General features: G+C 64.4%; 16 protein-coding genes and 1 other RNA gene. 4 read left to right on the top strand and 13 right to left on the bottom strand.

Annotated features, from left to right (window positions below; genetic code table 11):
• Both OC450_RS02895 and miaA read right to left on the bottom strand, forming a co-directional pair.
• A complete protein-coding gene (locus OC450_RS02895) occupies window positions 1–1776 on the bottom strand; it encodes an acetolactate synthase 3 large subunit (protein ID WP_211384598.1) in 1776 nt (591 codons plus the stop codon).
• A 329-nt stretch (window positions 1777–2105) separates the two neighbouring features.
• Window positions 2106–3062, bottom strand: a complete 957-nt coding sequence (gene miaA / locus OC450_RS02890) for a tRNA (adenosine(37)-N6)-dimethylallyltransferase MiaA (RefSeq protein WP_262047131.1) — start codon at window positions 3060–3062, stop codon at window positions 2106–2108.
• Between the two features lie 11 nt (window positions 3063–3073).
• Here miaA and serB point away from each other — a divergent pair, with 11 nt between their 5' ends.
• Window positions 3074–3979: a phosphoserine phosphatase SerB gene (serB, locus tag OC450_RS02885; protein WP_262047130.1), complete on the top strand. Its 906-nt coding sequence runs from the start codon at window positions 3074–3076 to the stop codon at window positions 3977–3979.
• A gap of 74 nt (window positions 3980–4053) precedes the next feature.
• Here serB and OC450_RS02880 read toward each other — a convergent pair whose 3' ends face one another.
• From OC450_RS02880 to OC450_RS02830, 11 genes are all read right to left on the bottom strand, one after another.
• Complete coding sequence (locus OC450_RS02880) at window positions 4054–5547, bottom strand: Do family serine endopeptidase (RefSeq protein ID WP_211384595.1); 1494 nt, start codon at window positions 5545–5547, stop codon at window positions 4054–4056.
• Window positions 5548–5691: 144 nt separating this feature from the next.
• Complete coding sequence (locus OC450_RS02875) at window positions 5692–5898, bottom strand: DUF2065 domain-containing protein (protein ID WP_211384594.1); 207 nt, start codon at window positions 5896–5898, stop codon at window positions 5692–5694.
• 70 nt (window positions 5899–5968) lie between these two features.
• Window positions 5969–6865: a protease modulator HflC gene (gene hflC / locus OC450_RS02870; RefSeq protein WP_262047129.1), complete on the bottom strand. Its 897-nt coding sequence runs from the start codon at window positions 6863–6865 to the stop codon at window positions 5969–5971.
• Entirely contained in the window at window positions 6862–8001 is a 1140-nt protein-coding gene (gene hflK / locus OC450_RS02865; protein WP_262047128.1) for an FtsH protease activity modulator HflK, read from the bottom strand. Before hflK ends, hflC begins: the two co-directional genes overlap by 4 nt.
• Before the next feature lie 158 nt (window positions 8002–8159).
• Window positions 8160–8669, bottom strand: a complete 510-nt coding sequence (locus tag OC450_RS02860) for a dihydrofolate reductase (RefSeq protein ID WP_262047127.1) — start codon at window positions 8667–8669, stop codon at window positions 8160–8162.
• Window positions 8669–9154, bottom strand: coding sequence for a GNAT family N-acetyltransferase (locus OC450_RS02855; RefSeq protein WP_262047126.1), 486 nt, complete (start codon window positions 9152–9154; stop codon window positions 8669–8671). Before OC450_RS02855 ends, OC450_RS02860 begins: the two co-directional genes overlap by 1 nt.
• Window positions 9155–9159: 5 nt before the next feature.
• The gene (locus OC450_RS02850; RefSeq protein ID WP_262047125.1) at window positions 9160–9954 is read right to left on the bottom strand and encodes a thymidylate synthase; all 795 of its coding nucleotides are present in this window, start codon (window positions 9952–9954) and stop codon (window positions 9160–9162) included.
• A gap of 223 nt (window positions 9955–10177) precedes the next feature.
• Window positions 10178–11692, bottom strand: coding sequence for a tripartite tricarboxylate transporter permease (locus tag OC450_RS02845; RefSeq protein WP_211384588.1), 1515 nt, complete (start codon window positions 11690–11692; stop codon window positions 10178–10180).
• 7 nt (window positions 11693–11699) lie between these two features.
• Window positions 11700–12461 carry a tripartite tricarboxylate transporter TctB family protein gene (locus OC450_RS02840; protein WP_256806078.1) on the bottom strand — a complete coding sequence of 254 codons (762 nt, stop codon included), beginning with the start codon at window positions 12459–12461 and terminating at the stop codon, window positions 11700–11702.
• 94 nt (window positions 12462–12555) lie between these two features.
• Window positions 12556–13086, bottom strand: coding sequence for a chromate transporter (locus OC450_RS02835; protein ID WP_262047124.1), 531 nt, complete (start codon window positions 13084–13086; stop codon window positions 12556–12558).
• Window positions 13083–13688 (bottom strand): chromate transporter, encoded by a 606-nt coding sequence (locus OC450_RS02830; protein WP_211384585.1) that lies wholly within the window; start codon window positions 13686–13688, stop codon window positions 13083–13085. The genes OC450_RS02835 and OC450_RS02830 overlap by 4 nt, the downstream gene beginning before the upstream one ends.
• 96 nt (window positions 13689–13784) lie before the next feature.
• Here OC450_RS02830 and ssrA point away from each other — a divergent pair.
• The 3 genes from ssrA to fumC all read left to right on the top strand — a co-directional run bounded on the left by ssrA (window position 13785) and on the right by fumC (window position 16304).
• Window positions 13785–14150, top strand: a transfer-messenger RNA (tmRNA) gene (gene ssrA / locus OC450_RS02825).
• A 114-nt stretch (window positions 14151–14264) separates the two neighbouring features.
• Window positions 14265–14783 (top strand): SspB family protein, encoded by a 519-nt coding sequence (locus OC450_RS02820; protein WP_211384584.1) that lies wholly within the window; start codon window positions 14265–14267, stop codon window positions 14781–14783.
• A gap of 87 nt (window positions 14784–14870) precedes the next feature.
• Window positions 14871–16304, top strand: a complete 1434-nt coding sequence (gene fumC / locus OC450_RS02815; RefSeq protein ID WP_211384583.1) for a class II fumarate hydratase — start codon at window positions 14871–14873, stop codon at window positions 16302–16304.
• Window positions 16305–16431: the final 127 nt, after the last annotated feature.

The following is a 16431-nucleotide window of genomic DNA, read 5'->3' as shown; positions in this document are numbered from 1 at the left end:
TCACACCAGCGCCTTGCCGCCGGCAAATGCCTTTGCCGTGGCTTCGTCGTTGGCCTGCTCCGGCAGCAGCATCTCGTTGTGCGCCTTGCCGGAGGGAATCATCGGGAAGCAGTTTTCCAGCGACGCGACGCGGCAGTCGAACAGCACCGGGCGCTTGACCGAGATCATCTCCTGGATGGCACCGTCGAGATCGCCGGGCTTGTGCACCTGGAAGCCGACGCCGCCATAGGCTTCCGCGAGCTTGACGAAGTCCGGCATCGCCTCCGAATAGGAATGCGACAGCCGGTTGCCGTGCAGCAGCTGCTGCCACTGCCGCACCATGCCCATGTACTGGTTGTTCAGGATGAAGATCTTGATCGGCAGTTCGTACTGAACCGCCGTCGACATCTCCTGCATCGTCATCTGCACCGAGGCATCGCCGGCGATGTCGATGACCAGGCTGTCGGGATGGGCCACCTGCACGCCGACCGCGGCCGGCAGGCCGTAGCCCATGGTGCCGAGACCGCCCGACGTCATCCAGCGATGCGGCTCCTCGAAGCCGTAGAACTGCGCCGCCCACATCTGGTGCTGGCCGACCTCGGTCGTGATGTAGGTATCCCTGCCGCGCGTCGCCTCGAACAGGCTCTGGATCGCATGCTGCGGCAGGATGACGTCGTTGCTCTTCTTGTAATAGAGCGAGTTGCGGGCGCGCCATTGCGCGATCTGCTGCCACCACGCCTTGATGTCGGGCCTCTTCGCCTCCGCCTTGAACACCTGGAGGATGTCGCCGAGGACGTTGCCGCAATCGCCGATGATTGGCACGTCGACGCGGATGTTCTTGTTGATCGAGGACGGGTCGATGTCGATGTGGATCTTCTTCGAGCCCGGCGAGAACGCGTCGACGCGGCCGGTGATGCGGTCGTCGAAGCGCGCGCCGACGCACAGCATGACGTCGCAATCATGCATCGTCATGTTGGCCTCGTAGGTGCCGTGCATGCCGAGCATGCCGAGCCAGTTCTTGCCCGACGCTGGATACGCACCCAGTCCCATCAGCGTCGAGGTGATCGGAAAACCGGTGACCTCGACCAGTTCCCGGAGCAGCTTGGTGGCCTCAGGGCCGGAATTGATGACGCCGCCGCCGCTGTAGATCACGGGGCGCTTGGCAGTGGCGAGCAGCGCGACGGCTTTGCGGATCTGCGTCGCATCGCCCTTCACGCGCGGCGCGTAGGAGCGATGCACGTCGGATTTGCGCGGCGGATGATAGGTGCCGGTCGCGAACTGCACGTCTTTGGGGACGTCGACCAGCACCGGGCCCGGACGGCCCGTGGTCGCGACGTAGAAGGCCTCGTGCAGCACCTTGGCGAGATCGTTGACGTCGCGCACCAGCCAATTGTGCTTGGTGCAGGGGCGCGTGATGCCGACGGTGTCGCATTCCTGGAACGCGTCGTTGCCGATCAGGTGCGTCGGCACCTGGCCGGAGATGCAGACCAGCGGGATCGAGTCCATCAGCGCGTCGGTCAGCGGCGTCACCATGTTGGTGGCGCCGGGGCCCGACGTCACCAGGGCTACGCCCGGCTTGCCGGTCGAGCGCGCATAGCCCTCGGCGGCATGGCCCGCACCCTGCTCGTGGCGGACCAGGATGTGCTGGACCTCGCTCTGCTGGAAGATCTCGTCATAGATCGGAAGCACCGCGCCGCCGGGATAGCCGAAAATGTCGGTCACGCCGTGATCGATGAGTGCGCGGACGATCATCGCTGCGCCGGTCATCTGGTTCGGATCGTGGCTCTTGTCGTTCATTGGCTTGCTCCGGATGCGCTGTTGTCAGCGGCTTCTTTGTGTCTGGTTCGGGAAATAAAAAAGGCCCCGAAGAGGGACCCATGCACACCGCCTGTCATGTGGATGGCAGCTAGCCACCCCCGGCGGTGTGCCTGGGTACGACGGCGATAAGGAGTTTGGTAATAATGTTACGCATGGCAGGTGTTGGGCTTCCCGAAGGTTGCGCGAAACATAGCTACCAATGCCCTGATGTCAAGGCAATGCGGCCCTTCCCGCGCGATTTTGCCAGTGTAGCGGTGTTCCCGGGCTCCGGCGAGAGGTAAATTTGGGAACCGCGGCACAAAACCGTGTCAGCCGGGGTCCCGAGCCGCCTTCACGATCGCCGCGAGCCACCCCCGTGCGTCCTGCGGCTTCAACCATTCGAATTCCGGCAGCTGGTGCCGGAACCAGGTGAATTGCCGCTTGGCGTAATGGCGGGTATCGGCACGGCCGATCGTGCCGGCTTGCTCCAGGCTGAGCTCGCCACGCAGATGCCGGATCAAGGCCGGCACGCCATGGGCCTTCATGGCCGGCAACAACGGATCGAGGTGTCGGACGGCGAGTTGCTCGACCTCCTGCAGCGCGCCGGCGCCCAACATGGCATCGAAGCGGGCGTCGATGCGCGCATAGAGCTCGTCGCGTTCGGGCGCGAGAAACACCGCGCGAAAACTGTCCTTGGGCAGCAAGGGCGGCTGGCCCTCATGGTGCCAGTCGAGCAGCGAACGCCCGGTCGCCTCGACCACTTCGAGCGCGCGCGCGATCCGGGTGCGGTCGCGCAGGTTCAATCGCTCGGCCGCACGCGGATCGGAGACTGCGAGTTCCGCGTGCAGCGCCTCGACGCCGTTCCGTTCCAGCCGCGCCCGCACGTCCTCGCGCACCTCTGCGGGGATCGCCGGCACAACGGACAGGCCCGCCGTCAGCGCCTTGAAATAGAGCCCTGTGCCGCCGATGAAGATCGGCAGGCGACCCTCGGCCTTCGCCTCGTCGAGCGCCTTCGCCGCATCACTGACCCAGGCACCGGCCGAGAAATTCATGGCGGCATCGACATGACCGTAAAGGCGATGCGGAGCGCGCGCCTCGTCGCCATGGGTGGGACGCGCCGTGATGATGCGGAGGTCGCGGTAGACCTGCATGGAATCGGCATTGATCACGACCCCGCCCGCAGCGAGCGCCAGCTCGAGCGCCAGCGCCGACTTGCCGCTGGCGGTCGGGCCTGCGATAAGCACGGCCTTGCCGACATAGCTTCCGCTGACCTGCCCCTCGCTCACGAAAACCTCAAATGTCCCTCGTCGCCACGCTGATCTGCAACCCGAATAATCCCGCGCTCGACTCTACCATCGTCGACGGCGCCCGCGCGGTGCTGCCTCAGGCAGCTCCCGCGCACTGGCTGTTCGACGGGGTTGCGGCCGACATCCCCTTCGGCGCCGACAGTAACCTCGAAGGCGACCGTCACGCCATCGAACAGCGGCTCCGCGAGCTTCGTGGCGACCTGCCCATCGACATCGTCGTGCAGCCAGTCGGCTTCCGGCGCAAGAAGCTTTTTCTCGCCGACATGGATTCCACCATGATCGGCCAGGAATGCATCGATGAGCTCGCCGATTTTGCCGGGTTGAAGGCCCACGTGGCTGCCATCACCGATCGCGCGATGCGCGGCGAGATCGAGTTCGAGCCGGCGCTGCGCGAGCGCGTCGCGCTGCTGAAGGACCTCCCGGTCGGCGTGGTCGACAAGGTGCTGGCCGAACGCATCACGCTGACGCCAGGCGGCCGTGAGCTGGTCGCAACCATGCGCGCCCACGGCGCCTATGCCTGTCTCGTCTCCGGTGGATTCACGCTGTTCACCAGCGCGGTCGCCGCCAGGATCGGCTTCCAGGAAAACCGCGCCAACGAGCTCGTCGTCCGCGACGGCAAGTTCACCGGCGAGGTGAAGGAGCCGATCCTGGGCCGCGCGGCGAAGCTCGCGACGCTGGTGGATCTGATGGAGTCGTTCGATCTCGACGACATCGATTCCGTCGTGGTCGGCGACGGCGCCAATGACCTCGCGATGATCCAGGCGGCGGGGCTGGGCGTGGCCTATCACGCCAAGCCGGCGGTGGCCGCCGCGGCAGCGGCGCGAATCGATCACGGCGATCTCACCGCGCTGCTGTATGCGCAGGGGTATCGGCGGGGCGAGTTCGTGGAGGCGTAACGCCCTCTCCGCTGTCATCACCCGTCTTGTGCGCAATTGCGCAGTGGAGCGGGTGATCCAGTATTCCAGAGACCTTACTGAACGCTCAGCGCCACGAAGCGCAGCTCGCCGTCGCCGTTGGAGACGAGCAGCAGTACGGACTTCTTGCCGTCCTTCTTGAGCTGGTCGACCCGCTTCTGGATGTCGGCGCCGCTGGCGACCGCCTCCTGCGCCACCTCGACGATGACGTCGCCGGCGGAGAGCCGCTTCTCGGCGGCGTCCGAATTGGCGTCGACGTTGGTGACGACCACGCCCTTGACGCTGTCCTTGATCTTGTAGCGCGTGCGCAGATCCTTGCTGAGTGCCGCCAGATCTAGGCCAAGCGCCTTCTGCGTCACAGTCTTTTCTGGAGCAGGCTCGTCGGCCTTCACCGCGGCCTGCACCTTCTCGGGATCCTGGAGACGGCCGAGCGTGACCTTCTTGGTCTCCTCCTGGCCCTTGCGGATGATGACGACGTCGACCTCCTTGCCGACCGCCGTGTCGGCAACGACGCGGGAAAGGTCCTTGGGGTCCTTGACGTCCTTGCCGTCGAACTTGACGACGACGTCGCCGGGCTCGATGCCGGCGGGCTTGGCCGGGCCCTTGTCGTCGACGCCGGCGACAAGCGCGCCGCGCGGCGGCTTGATGTTGAGGCTTTCGGCGATCTCGTCGGTGACGCTCTGGATGCGCACGCCAAGCCAGCCGCGGCGCAATTCGCCGAACTGACGGAGCTGGTCGACGACGCCGGCGACCGTCTTCGACGGCACGGCGAAGCCGATGCCGATCGAGCCGCCGGACGGCGAGATGATCAATGTGTTGACGCCGATGACGTCGCCATCGAGGTTGAACAGCGGGCCGCCGGAATTGCCGCGGTTGATGGCGGCGTCGGTCTGGATGTAGCTGTCATAGGGCCCGTTGGAGATGTCGCGGTTCTTGGCCGAGACGATTCCGGCCGTCACCGTGCCGCCGAGGCTGAACGGATTGCCGATCGCGACCACCCAGTCGCCGAGGCGGAGCTTGTCGGAGTCGCCGAACTTCACCGCGACCAGCGGCTTCGTCGGCTTGAACTTCAGCACGGCAAGGTCGGTCTTCTTGTCGACACCGACCAGCTCGGCCTTGATCTTGGTGCCGTCGTTGAGGATGACGTTGATCTCGTCGGCGTCCGCGATGACATGGTTGTTGGTGACAGCGATGCCCGATGTGTCGATGATGAAGCCGCTTCCGAGCGAGTTGGTCTTGCGTGGTGGGCCGTTGTCGCCGCCCTTGCCGCCGCCGCCGGGACCTTTGCGGTTCTTGAAGAAGTCGTCGAAGAACTCCTCGAACGGCGAGCCGGGCGGCAGTTGCGGCATGGTGTTGCTGCCGCCGCCCTTGGCCTCGACGGTCTGCGAGGTCGAGATGTTGACGACCGCGTCGATCACCTTCTCGGCGACGTCGGCAATGCCTTCCGGTCCGCGCGCATAGGCCGGCGTGCCGAACGCGCTGAAAGCACTGACGGCGAGCGCAGCCAGCCCTAAGCGCAAGCGGATCGGTGCAATGGTGGCAGCGGTCATTGTGATCTCCAGAAAACAAGGATTCGGCGTCAAGACTGCGCTCGAACGGGGGGACGGCGCAAGCGCGGACCTCAACAGGCCTCAACACCCGGATAATAAGGCGAAAACCGGTCTCTCGCCTTCACTTTGGCGTTGGCGCTGTGGCTAAATTGGACGTCGCATAACCCAGATCAGGATCAAGCCGGCCACGGCCGAACCGATCCCGACCGCCCGCAGGACGTTGTCGGGGGTGGCCATGGCGCTTTTCATGGCCTTGCGCATCCAGGCCGGACTGGCCGCAAACATCAAGCCTTCCAGCACGAACAGGATGCCTAAGCCGATGAGGAAGTCGGCGAACGCAATGGACCTCATCGGATTGGAACCTCCCGTTGTGCTCTCTTGTCTGGACGAAGGGCGGCAGAACTGCCGCCCTCTGTCTAGCTCACGGCTTCGCCGGTGTCTCGGTCGCCGTCTTGCCGCTCGGGTTGCTGAAATACCGGAAGAAATCCGAGTCCGGGCGCAAGAGGAAGCGGGTGTCGCTCGAGCGCAGCCCGTTCTCATAGGCCGTCATCGACCGGTAGAAGGCGAAGAAGTCGGCATCCTTGCCGTAGGCCTCCGCGAACAGACGGTTGCGCTCGGCGTCACCGACGCCGCGCGTCTGTTCGGCGGTCGAGTTCGCTTCGGCAATGATCACCGTCGCCTCGCGATCGGCCTTGGAGCGGATCTCCTGCGCCTTCTGACCGCCCTGCGCGCGGAACTCGGCGGCTTCACGCTGACGTTCGGTCTGCATGCGCTGATAGACCGCCTGGCTGTTCTGCTCCGGCAGATCGGCGCGACGGATGCGGACGTCGACGACCTCGATGCCGTAGCCGTCGGCCTCGCGGTCGAGCTGCTCGCGGATCCGCCCCATCAGCTTCTCGCGCTCGTCACGCACGACGGTGATGAAGTTGACCTCGCCGAGAACGCGGCGCAGCGCCGCGTTCAAGAGCGACGTGAGCTGGAGGTTGGCCGCCTGGATCGAACCGACGCTCTGATAGAAACGCAACGCGTCCTTGATCCGGTAACGCGCGAAGGCGTCGACCACGAGGCGCTTCTGGTCGGAGGCGATGACCTCCTGAGAGGGATTCTCCAGGTCGAGAATCCGCTTGTCGATGTTGATCACGGAATTCCAGGGCGCCTTGAAATGCAGCCCGGGATCGGTGACGACGTCCACCGGCTTGCCGAACTGCAGCACGATGGTCTGCTCGGTCTGTTGCACCGTGAACAGCGACATGTAGGCGACGATCAGGACCAGCAGAAGTCCGAGAAGCGCGACGATACCTGTGACCGGAGACCTCATCGGCTGCCTCCGCTCGACTGCTGGCCGGCCGTCGTGGACGGCCGCTTGGGCGTCAATTCATTGAGCGGAAGATAGGGCACGACACCCTGCCCCGAGGAGCTTCCGTCATAGATCAGCTTTTCCGAGCCGCCGAGCACGCGCTCCATCGTCTCCAGATAAATCCGTTCACGCGTCACGTCGGGCGCCTTCTTGTATTCCTCGTACACCTTCAGGAAGCGCGAGCTCTGGCCCTTGGCCTCGGCAACCGCCTGCTCCTTGTAGCCTTCGGCCGCCTGCACGATCTGAGCCGCGCGGCCGCGCGCCTCCGGCACCACCTTGTTGGCGTAGGTCTGCGCTTCGTTCTGCAACTGCTCGAGGTTGGCGCGCGCCGCCTGCACGTCGCGGAACGCATCGATCACCTGTGCGGGCGGATCGACCTTCTGCATCTGCACCTGGGCGATCTGGATGCCGGCGCCGTAGTTGTCGAGCGTCTTCTGCATCAAGTCCTGCACGGTGCTTTCGGTCTGCGTCCGCGCCCCGGTCAGGATCGGCTGGATGTTGGAGCGGCCGATCACTTCGCGCATCGCGCTCTCGGCGATGGCCTTCACAGTGCCTTCGGGGTTCTGGATGTTGAAGAGGAAGTTGCCGACGCCGTTCGGCTTGATGCGCCAGAGCACGGTAAAGTCGACATCGACGATGTTCTCGTCGCCGGTCAGCATCAGGCTCTCTTCCGGCACGTCGCGGATGGAGCGGCCACGCCGGGCCGGATCGTCGATCAGTGTCATGCCGATGGAGATGGTGGAGACGCGTAGCGCCTTCGGCAGCAGCACTGTCTCGATCGGATAGGGCAGGTGATAATTCAGGCCCGGGTCCACGGTCCGCACGTGCTTGCCAAAGCGCAGCACGACGCCTTGTTCTTCAGACTGCACGCGGAAAAAGCCCGACAACAGCCAGAGCGCGACGATGATGAGCAGGATCAGCGTGATGCCGATACCGGAGAAATAGCCACCCGGCATGATCTGCTGAAGGCGGTCCTGACCGCGCCGCAGAAGGTCTTCCAGATCCGGCGGCCTCGGCCCGACCGGTTGCGGGCCTGAGCCCCATGGTCCCTTTGGACCCGAGCCCCACGGGCCACCGCCCTGATTCTTCCACGGCATTCGACGTTCTCCTCGGCAGACCGGATTAAAACTGATCCGGCCCGCATTGTCCGGTCCGGCTTTATAGGGGACAGGCAGGTCCCTTACAACGCAGCCCTCGCCGCCCTCCGAGCTATGCTCGGGCACGAAAAAGTCAATGTAAACATTGGCGAAAGCGGTTAATGGGGCCGCCGCCGACGATATGTCACATAGGAGAAGTCGGCGCCGTCGTCGGGGCCGGCAGGATGGCGGACGCGCGCCACCTCATCCCATTCCGCCTTGTCGATGTCGAAATGCGTGTCGCCTTCGGGACGCGCATGCACTTCGGTGATTTCGAGGCGATCGGCGCGATCGAGCCATTGCCGATAGATTTCGGCGCCGCCGATCACCGCGATCTCGGCGACCGAACGCCGCAGGGCATCGCCGCGCGCGACCATCCCTGCATCGGCAGCCGACGTCGTGACGATGGCACCATTGGCGCGATAGCCCGCATCGCGCGTGACGACGATGTTGGTGCGGCCCAGCAGCGGCCGGCGCAGGGATTCGAAGGTCTTGCGGCCCATGATCACGGGCTTGCCGATCGTGAGCGCCTTGAAACGCGCCATGTCGGATTTCAATCGCCACGGGATCGCGTTGCCGGCGCCGATGACGCCGTTCTCCGCGATCGCAACGACGAAGACGATCTCCATCAGGATTGGCTCCCGGCAAGTCGTGTCAGCGCAGGCCCGGCGACGCGGCACAGCGTCCAATCGTCCAGCATGACGGCGCCGAGCGATCTGTAGAATGCGATCGACGGGGCGTTCCAGTCCAGCACCGCCCATTGCAGCCGCGACCAGCCGTTCTCGACGCATTGCTTCGCCAGATAGACCAGCAGCGCCTTGCCGAGGCCCCTGCCCCGATGCGGCGGCCGCACGTAGAGATCTTCGAGATAGATGCCGTAGCGGCCGTTGAAGGTGGAGAAATTGAGAAACCACACCGCAAAGCCGGCCGGCTCGCCATTCCATTCGGCGATCGCACAGAAGAGCCGCGGATCGTCAGCGAACAAAGCCTCCTCGATCATCGCCTCGGTCGCCTCGACCTCGTGCGAAAGCTTTTCGTATTCGGCAAGCTCCCGAATGAACGCGAGAACGAGTCCGGCTTCGCCGGGACGCGCGCGGCGGATGTTGAGCGACATCGACGCTAGACCGCGACTTCCGCCTTGATGTGCGGATGCGGGTCGTAGCCGACGAGCTCGAAATCCTCGTAGCGGAAGGAGAAGATGTCCTTCACGTCGGGATTGATCCGCATCACCGGCAGCGCGCGCGGCGCGCGCGTGAGCTGGAGCCGCGCCTGCTCCAGATGGTTGGAATAGAGGTGGGTATCGCCGAACGAATGCACGAAGTCGCCGGGCTTCAAGCCGGTGACCTGCGCGACCATCATGGTGAGCAGCGCATAGGACGCGATGTTGAAGGGCACGCCGAGGAACACGTCGGCCGAGCGCTGGTAGAGCTGGCACGACAGCTTGCCGTTGGCGACGTAGAACTGGAACAGGCAATGGCACGGCGGCAGCGCCATCTTGTCGACTTCGGCCGGATTCCAGGCCGAGACGATCAGGCGGCGGGAGTCCGGATTGCGCTTGATCATGTCGACCACGTTCGCGATCTGGTCGATGCTGCGCCCGTCCGGCGCGGGCCAGGAACGCCATTGATGGCCGTAGACGGGCCCGAGATCGCCATTGGCGTCCGCCCACTCGTCCCAGATGCTGACGCCGTTGTCGCGCAGATATTTGATGTTGGTGTCACCCTTCAGGAACCACAGCAGCTCATGCACGATCGCCTTCAGCGGCAGCCGCTTGGTGGTCAGCATCGGGAAACCGGCGGACAGGTTGAAGCGCATCTGATGGCCGAACACCGACAGCGTGCCGGTGCCGGTCCGGTCGGTTTTCTCGGCGCCGTCTGAAAGAATCCGCTCGAGCAGGTCCTGATATTGGTGCATGTGCAACTGAGCCTTTGGGAAGGCGGCGAATTTAACGACCGCCCCCGTACTGCGACAGCGGCGATTCGCCATCCATTTGCATTATACCCGGAAAAGTGAGCCCTCCGGTGCAAACGGCAAGGGGGCGGAACCTGCGTTCCGCCCCCTTGCCTATCAGCTTGATCCTGCTGGCTAACTTGCCGGCTCGGGTTTGAGCTGCGGCGCCGAGGCTGGCGCGTCGCCCTCAGTTCTCGGATTCGGTGAACACCTCATCGCGCTTGGCACGCAGCATGGGCAACAGCGTCAGCACCAACAGGAAGGCCGCAATCGCGAGCAGCACCGCCGACAGAGGACGCGTCAGGAACACGCTCCAATCGCCGCGCGAGATCAGAAGTGCTCGGCGCAGGTTCTCTTCCATCAGCGGTCCGAGCACCATGCCGAGCAGCAGCGGCGCCGGCTCGAAATCGTGCTTGATCAGCCAATAGCCGACCAGGCCAAAGACACCCGCGAGGATGACGTCGACCGGCGCGTTGTTCACCGAGTAGATGCCGATCGCACAGAAGATCACGATCGAGGGGAACATCAGCCGGTAAGGCACGCGCAAGAGCCGCACCCAGATTCCGACCAGCGGCAGGTTGATGATGATCAGCATCAGATTGCCGATCCACATCGAGGCGATCATGCCCCAGACGAGGTCGGGTTGCTTCTGCATCACCTGCGGACCCGGCACGATGCCATGGATGGTCATCGCGCCCACCATCAGCGCCATCACCGCGTTCGGCGGGATGCCGAGGGTTAGCAGCGGGATGAAAGACGTCTGCGCTGCGGCGTTGTTGGCGCTTTCCGGCGCCGCCACACCCTCGATCGCGCCGCGGCCGAACCGCGACGGGTCCTTGGCGATCTTCTTCTCGAGTGTATAGGCCGCGAACGAGGCGATCACAGCACCGCCGCCCGGCAGGATGCCGAGGATCGAGCCGAGCACCGTGCCGCGCAGGATCGCAGGCGCCGAGTCTTTCAGATCCTTCCTGGTCGGCATCAGGCCGGTGATCTTCTGCTGCACGAGATCGCGGTTCATCTCGGCGCCGGCGTCGAGATTGCGGATGATCTCGGCGAAGCCGAACACGCCCATCGCAACCGTCGCGAAGCCGAGACCATCGGCAAGCTCCGGAATGTTGAAGGCCATGCGCGAGGCGCCGGTCTCGATGTCGGAGCCGACCATCGACAAGAGCAGACCGAATACGATCATCGCGATCGCCTTCAGCACCGAGCCCTTGGCCAGCACCACCGCGAAGATCAGGCCGAGCACCATCAGCGAGAAATATTCGGCCGGGCCGAACGCCAACGCAAGCTTGGTCAGCGGCGCGCCGAGCACGGCGATGAGCACGGTCGCAACGCAGCCGGCGAAGAACGAGCCGATCGCCGCGATCGCCAGCGCCGGGCCGGCACGGCCCTGCTTGGCCATCTGGTGACCGTCGATGGCGGTGACGACCGATGTCGCCTCGCCCGGTATGTTCACGAGGATCGACGTGGTCGAACCGCCATATTGCGCGCCGTAATAGATGCCGGCGAGCATGATCAAGGCGCCGACCGGCGGCAGTCCGAAGGTGATCGGCAGCAGCATTGCGACCGTCGCAATGGTGCCGATACCCGGGAGAACGCCGACCAGCGTGCCGACGAGGGCACCGATCAGGCACATCAGGAGGTTGATCGGAGAAAGCGCGACGGCGAACCCGTGAGCGAGGTTGGCAAAAATATCCATTACGCCCTCACTGGACCAGGAAACGCGGGAACATCGGCATCGGCAATCCGAGCACGTAGGGGAATAGAATTGCGCAGCCGGCCGTCAGGCAGGCGCCGACGATGATCGTTTCGACCCAGCGCGTCTCATGCGTGCCCATCGCCGCGATCAGGAAGCTCGTGAATGCCGAAACCACCACCCCAAGCGGACGGATCGCCAGCGCAAAGAAGACGATCGAGACCATCACGAAGAGCGGCCCACGCCAGGCATAGTGCGCCATGTTCGGCCCATCGGTCAGCAGTCCCGTCAACGCGATGCCGGCGCCAAGTGCGACGAGGAGCCCGCCAAACATTCGCGGCGCCGTGCCGGCGCCAAAGGAGAAGCCGCGCATACCCTGCAAATCGCTGGAGGCCCACAGCGCGAACAAGGCGAGCGCCATCAGAACGATACCGCCGACATAGTCCTGCGCCGACCTGATCGTCATGAAGATCGTGAGGATCGCGACCGCAAAGATCGGATAGGAATAGATCAGCGCCAGCAGCACATCGGATGACGCCTTCTTGGTGTCACCGCCGACCACCCCGAGTAACGCGCCGGGCGCGCCCGCGAGCAGCGCCGTAGCGTGGCTGATCACGACGGCGGCCGGGCCACGTCCGGCGCCCCAGCCAAAGATCGTCCCGAACGACCAGATGAATTCGAAAATCTGCGGCGCTATGGCCAGCAGACAAAAGCTGATCACCACCGACGTGTTTCGGTTGGCTGTCGCCGAGTGGCCCATCGTATCGGCCATGCCTGTCTCCTCCGCGACCCGTAAGTCACGAGCAATGTTGTTCTAATCGGCTGGAAAACGATCCCCCGCCCGGATCACTGCCTAGCGATTTTCATTAAACAATGCCAGCAAAACCCAACAGGCCTCCGACGAGCAAAAGCCATAGTGGATTGATGCGCGAGATCGAGGCGATCACCGCAACCGTCGCGGTCAGGAGCAATGCAGCAAGCGTGCGATCGGTCGACTGGGCCAGGATCAGGGCACTGGCTGACATCAATCCGATCGAGAGCGGAACCAGTGCAGCCTGAATCAGCCCGGGCCAGCGCGATCGGCTCGGCCGGTTGAGGAGCCGGCTGACACAATAGGCAAGCAGCGCCGTCGGCAGGCACATCGCCAGCGTCGCCGCCAGCGCACCGGGAATGCCGGCGACGGCATAGCCGATTAACGTCACGATAAGCACGTTCGGACCTGGCGAGAGCTGCGCGATCGCGTAGGCGTCGGCGAACTGCTTGTCCGTCATCCAGTGATGCACCTCGACCGCGATGCGGTGCATCTCGGGCACCGCCGCCGCGGCACCGCCGACTGCAAACAGCGACATCAGACCAAAGGTGGAGATCAGCGCCCAGATCGGGTTCTCGGCGTTCATGCTGCTACCTTCCGCCGCATCAGGAAGATGGCGCCGACACTCAGGGGGATCGCGACCAGAAGCACGGCCTGGAGCGGCAGGCGAAGGACGCCGATGGCGAGGAACACCCCCAGCATCAGGATGAGCGCGACGGCGTCCAGCCGCTTGAGCAGCGGCGTCATCATGCGGAAGACCACCGCGATCAAGAGGCCGACCGCCGCACAGGAGATGCCCGCCAGGACGCGGCGCAGCACCTCCACATCGCCGAACCTGGCGTAGACGATCGCAAGCACAGTCATGATCAGCGTCGGCGGCAGCAGCAGCCCGGTAAAGGCGGCAACGCCGCCCGCGATCCCGCGCAGCCGCGACCCGAACACCATCGACAGATTGACGATGTTGGGCCCGGGCAGGAAGTGGCAGAGCGCAAAGGTCTCGTTGAACTGGTCCGCCGTCATCCAGCGGTGCCGCTCGACGATGGCCTGCCGGGCAAACACCAAAACCCCGCCGAAGCCGGCCAGCGACATCCGGGCGAAGGCCAGGAACAGCGCGACGAGGCCGGGTGGAGAAGCATGGACGGTGGGGATACCGGGCTCTTGTGCGGCCGGTGCGGAATCCAGGGACATGTCAGGAGCTTAGAACGGGCGCGGCAGCGGGGCCAAGGTCATCCGGACAGCCGTCCGGAACCTATCCAAAGGGAACCTCGCCAAGACTGCTCGAAACACCTGTCATTTGAAACCTTTGCCCCCTATATTGGGGGTGCCGGTTCGCCGGCTATGGAAATAAACGGTCGTCGCAATAAACCATTCGGACCCGGGGGCGGTACCCGGCGCCTCCACCAAAGCCCACCAGCGGGCGAGCCCAAAGGCGGGTTTTGGCGGGGGCGAAATAGGATCGACGAGGGCGTAAAGGGCGTTCTTTTTCTCGGTATTGTTCCGCCGTTATCGGGCTATGCAATAGTTGCCAACGACAACTTTGCTCCGGTTGCTCAGGCTGCGTAACGCAGTTTGAAAGACCATTCTGAAGTCCTAACGGGTTAAGCTCCGTTAGGCGGGGTTCGGAGGCACCTGGCAACAGAAGCCTCCACTTGCCTTTTATTTCCTACCCCGCGGGGACTCCTGCTGACCCGTCAGGCGCGGTACTATTGCGGCTTGGCGAGTCGGGCCGGCAGGGCCCAGCTCCTGGAATGCAACAGGACCACCATGACGACCGATCATATCCGATACGATGTGCTGGCTCGCGACGCGCTGCGCGGCGTGCTGCGCAAGGTGCTGACTGATGCCGCCTCCCATGGACTGCCGGGCGAGCATCATTTCTTCATCACCTTCGTGTCGAAGGCCGAGGGCGTGAAGCTGTCGTCGCGGCTGCTGGCGCAATATCCCGAAGAGATGACGATCATCCTGCAGCACCAGTTCTGGGATCTGATCGTGCTTGAGGACCGTTTCGAGGTCGGCCTGTCCTTCGGCGGCATTCCGGAGCGGCTGATCGTTCCGTTCAGTGCCATCAAGAGCTTCCTCGACCCGTCCGTGAAGTTCGGCCTCCAGTTCGACACCTCCGATGTCGCCGAGGTCGCGCCCGAGACCTTGCCGGCCACTTCCGCGCCGTCGGCCGTCGCGGTGCCGGCGCCTGCCGCCGAGCCCGCGGAAAGCACCGAGGAGCCGGCGGGCCCCAACCAGGGCGGCGCCGAAGTCGTGCGGCTCGATCGTTTCCGCAAGAAATGATCTAGATCGGGCCAGAGCCCGTCGCACGCGGCCAGACTCCCTATATAGAGGCACATGAAGAAGCCGCCCGGCGTTTGGTGCGGCGCAATGGATGTGCTCATGGCCAAGGCTACCAACTCAAAGACCGTCCACCCCGCGACCCGCACCGAGACCGACAGCTTCGGCCCCATCGAGGTCCCCGCCGATCGCTATTGGGGGGCGCAGACCGAACGCTCGCGCCAGAACTTCCGCATCGGCATCGACCGCATGCCGATCTCGCTCGTGCATGCGCTCGGCATCGTCAAGCTCGCCGCAGCGCAGTCCAACCTCGAACTCGGCCTGCTCGACCGGCGCCGCGCCAATGCCATCATCCGCGCCGCGCGCGAGGTGATCGAGGGCAAGCTGGACGATCATTTTCCGCTCGTGGTGTGGCAGACCGGCTCGGGCACCCAGAGCAACATGAATCTCAACGAGGTGATCGCCAACCGCGCCAACGAGCTGCTCGGCGGCGAGCTCGGCGCCAAGAAGCCCGTGCATCCCAACGATCACGTCAACATGAGCCAGTCGTCCAACGACTCGTTCCCGACCGCGATGCACATCGCGGCCGCAAGCCGCATCAATGCCGATCTCGTCCCGGCCCTCGGCGAGCTGCTCCGCGCGCTGCGCAAGAAGGAGAAGGCGTTTTCGAACATCGTCAAGATCGGCCGCACCCACACCCAGGATGCGACGCCGCTGACGCTCGGCCAGGAGTTTTCCGGCTATGCCGCCCAGGTCGAAAGCGGCATCGCCCGGCTCAAGGTCGCGGTGAAGGAGCTGCATCCGCTGGCGCAGGGCGGCACCGCCGTCGGCACCGGCCTCAATTCGAAGCCGCGCTTCGCAAAACTGTTCGCAAAGCACGTCGCCGGGATCACGAAGCTGCCCTTCACCAGTGCCGCCAACAAATTCGAGGCGCTGGCCTCGAACGACGCCTATGTGCTGGTGCACGGCGCCATCAATTCGGTTGCGACAGGCCTGTTCAAGATCGCCAACGACATCCGCCTGCTCGGCTCGGGCCCGCGCTCGGGCCTCGGCGAACTGATCCTGCCGGAGAACGAGCCGGGCTCCTCGATCATGCCGGGCAAGGTCAATCCAACGCAGTGCGAGGCGATGACCATGGTGTGCTGCCAGGTGTTCGGCAATCACACCGCGATCACGGTCGCCGGCAGCCAGGGCCATTTCGAGCTCAACGTCTACAAGCCCGTGCTGGCCTACAACATGCTGCACTCGATCCGCCTGATGGCGGACGCCGCGCGCTCCTTCACCGAGCATTGCGTCAGCGGCATCCGCGCCGACGAGAAGCGCATCAAGGAGCTGATGCAGCGCTCGCTGATGCTGGTGACGGCGCTCGCGCCGAAAATCGGCTACGACAACGCCGCCAAGGTGGCCAAGACGGCGCATGCCAACGGCACCACGCTGAAGGAGGAGGCCCTGCGGCTCGGCTTCGTCTCGGCGGAGGAGTTCGACCGCCTGGTGCGCCCGGAGAAGATGACCAGCCCGGGATAAAATTCCGAATTCCGATAGCCATCCGTAGTGATACGGACGCTCCGCCCACAGAAATATGCGGCTTTGGCGGCGGGATTTGATTACCGTCAATGTTGCGGCTGGGCGGCGTGTTACGCAGTCCCACTGC

This window comes from Bradyrhizobium sp. Bra78, assembly GCF_024519855.1.
Classification (GTDB): Bacteria; Pseudomonadota; Alphaproteobacteria; order Rhizobiales; family Xanthobacteraceae; genus Bradyrhizobium; species Bradyrhizobium japonicum_G.
The sequence above is the reverse complement of the archived record's forward strand: the minus strand, read 5'-3'. Positions and strand labels throughout refer to the sequence as shown.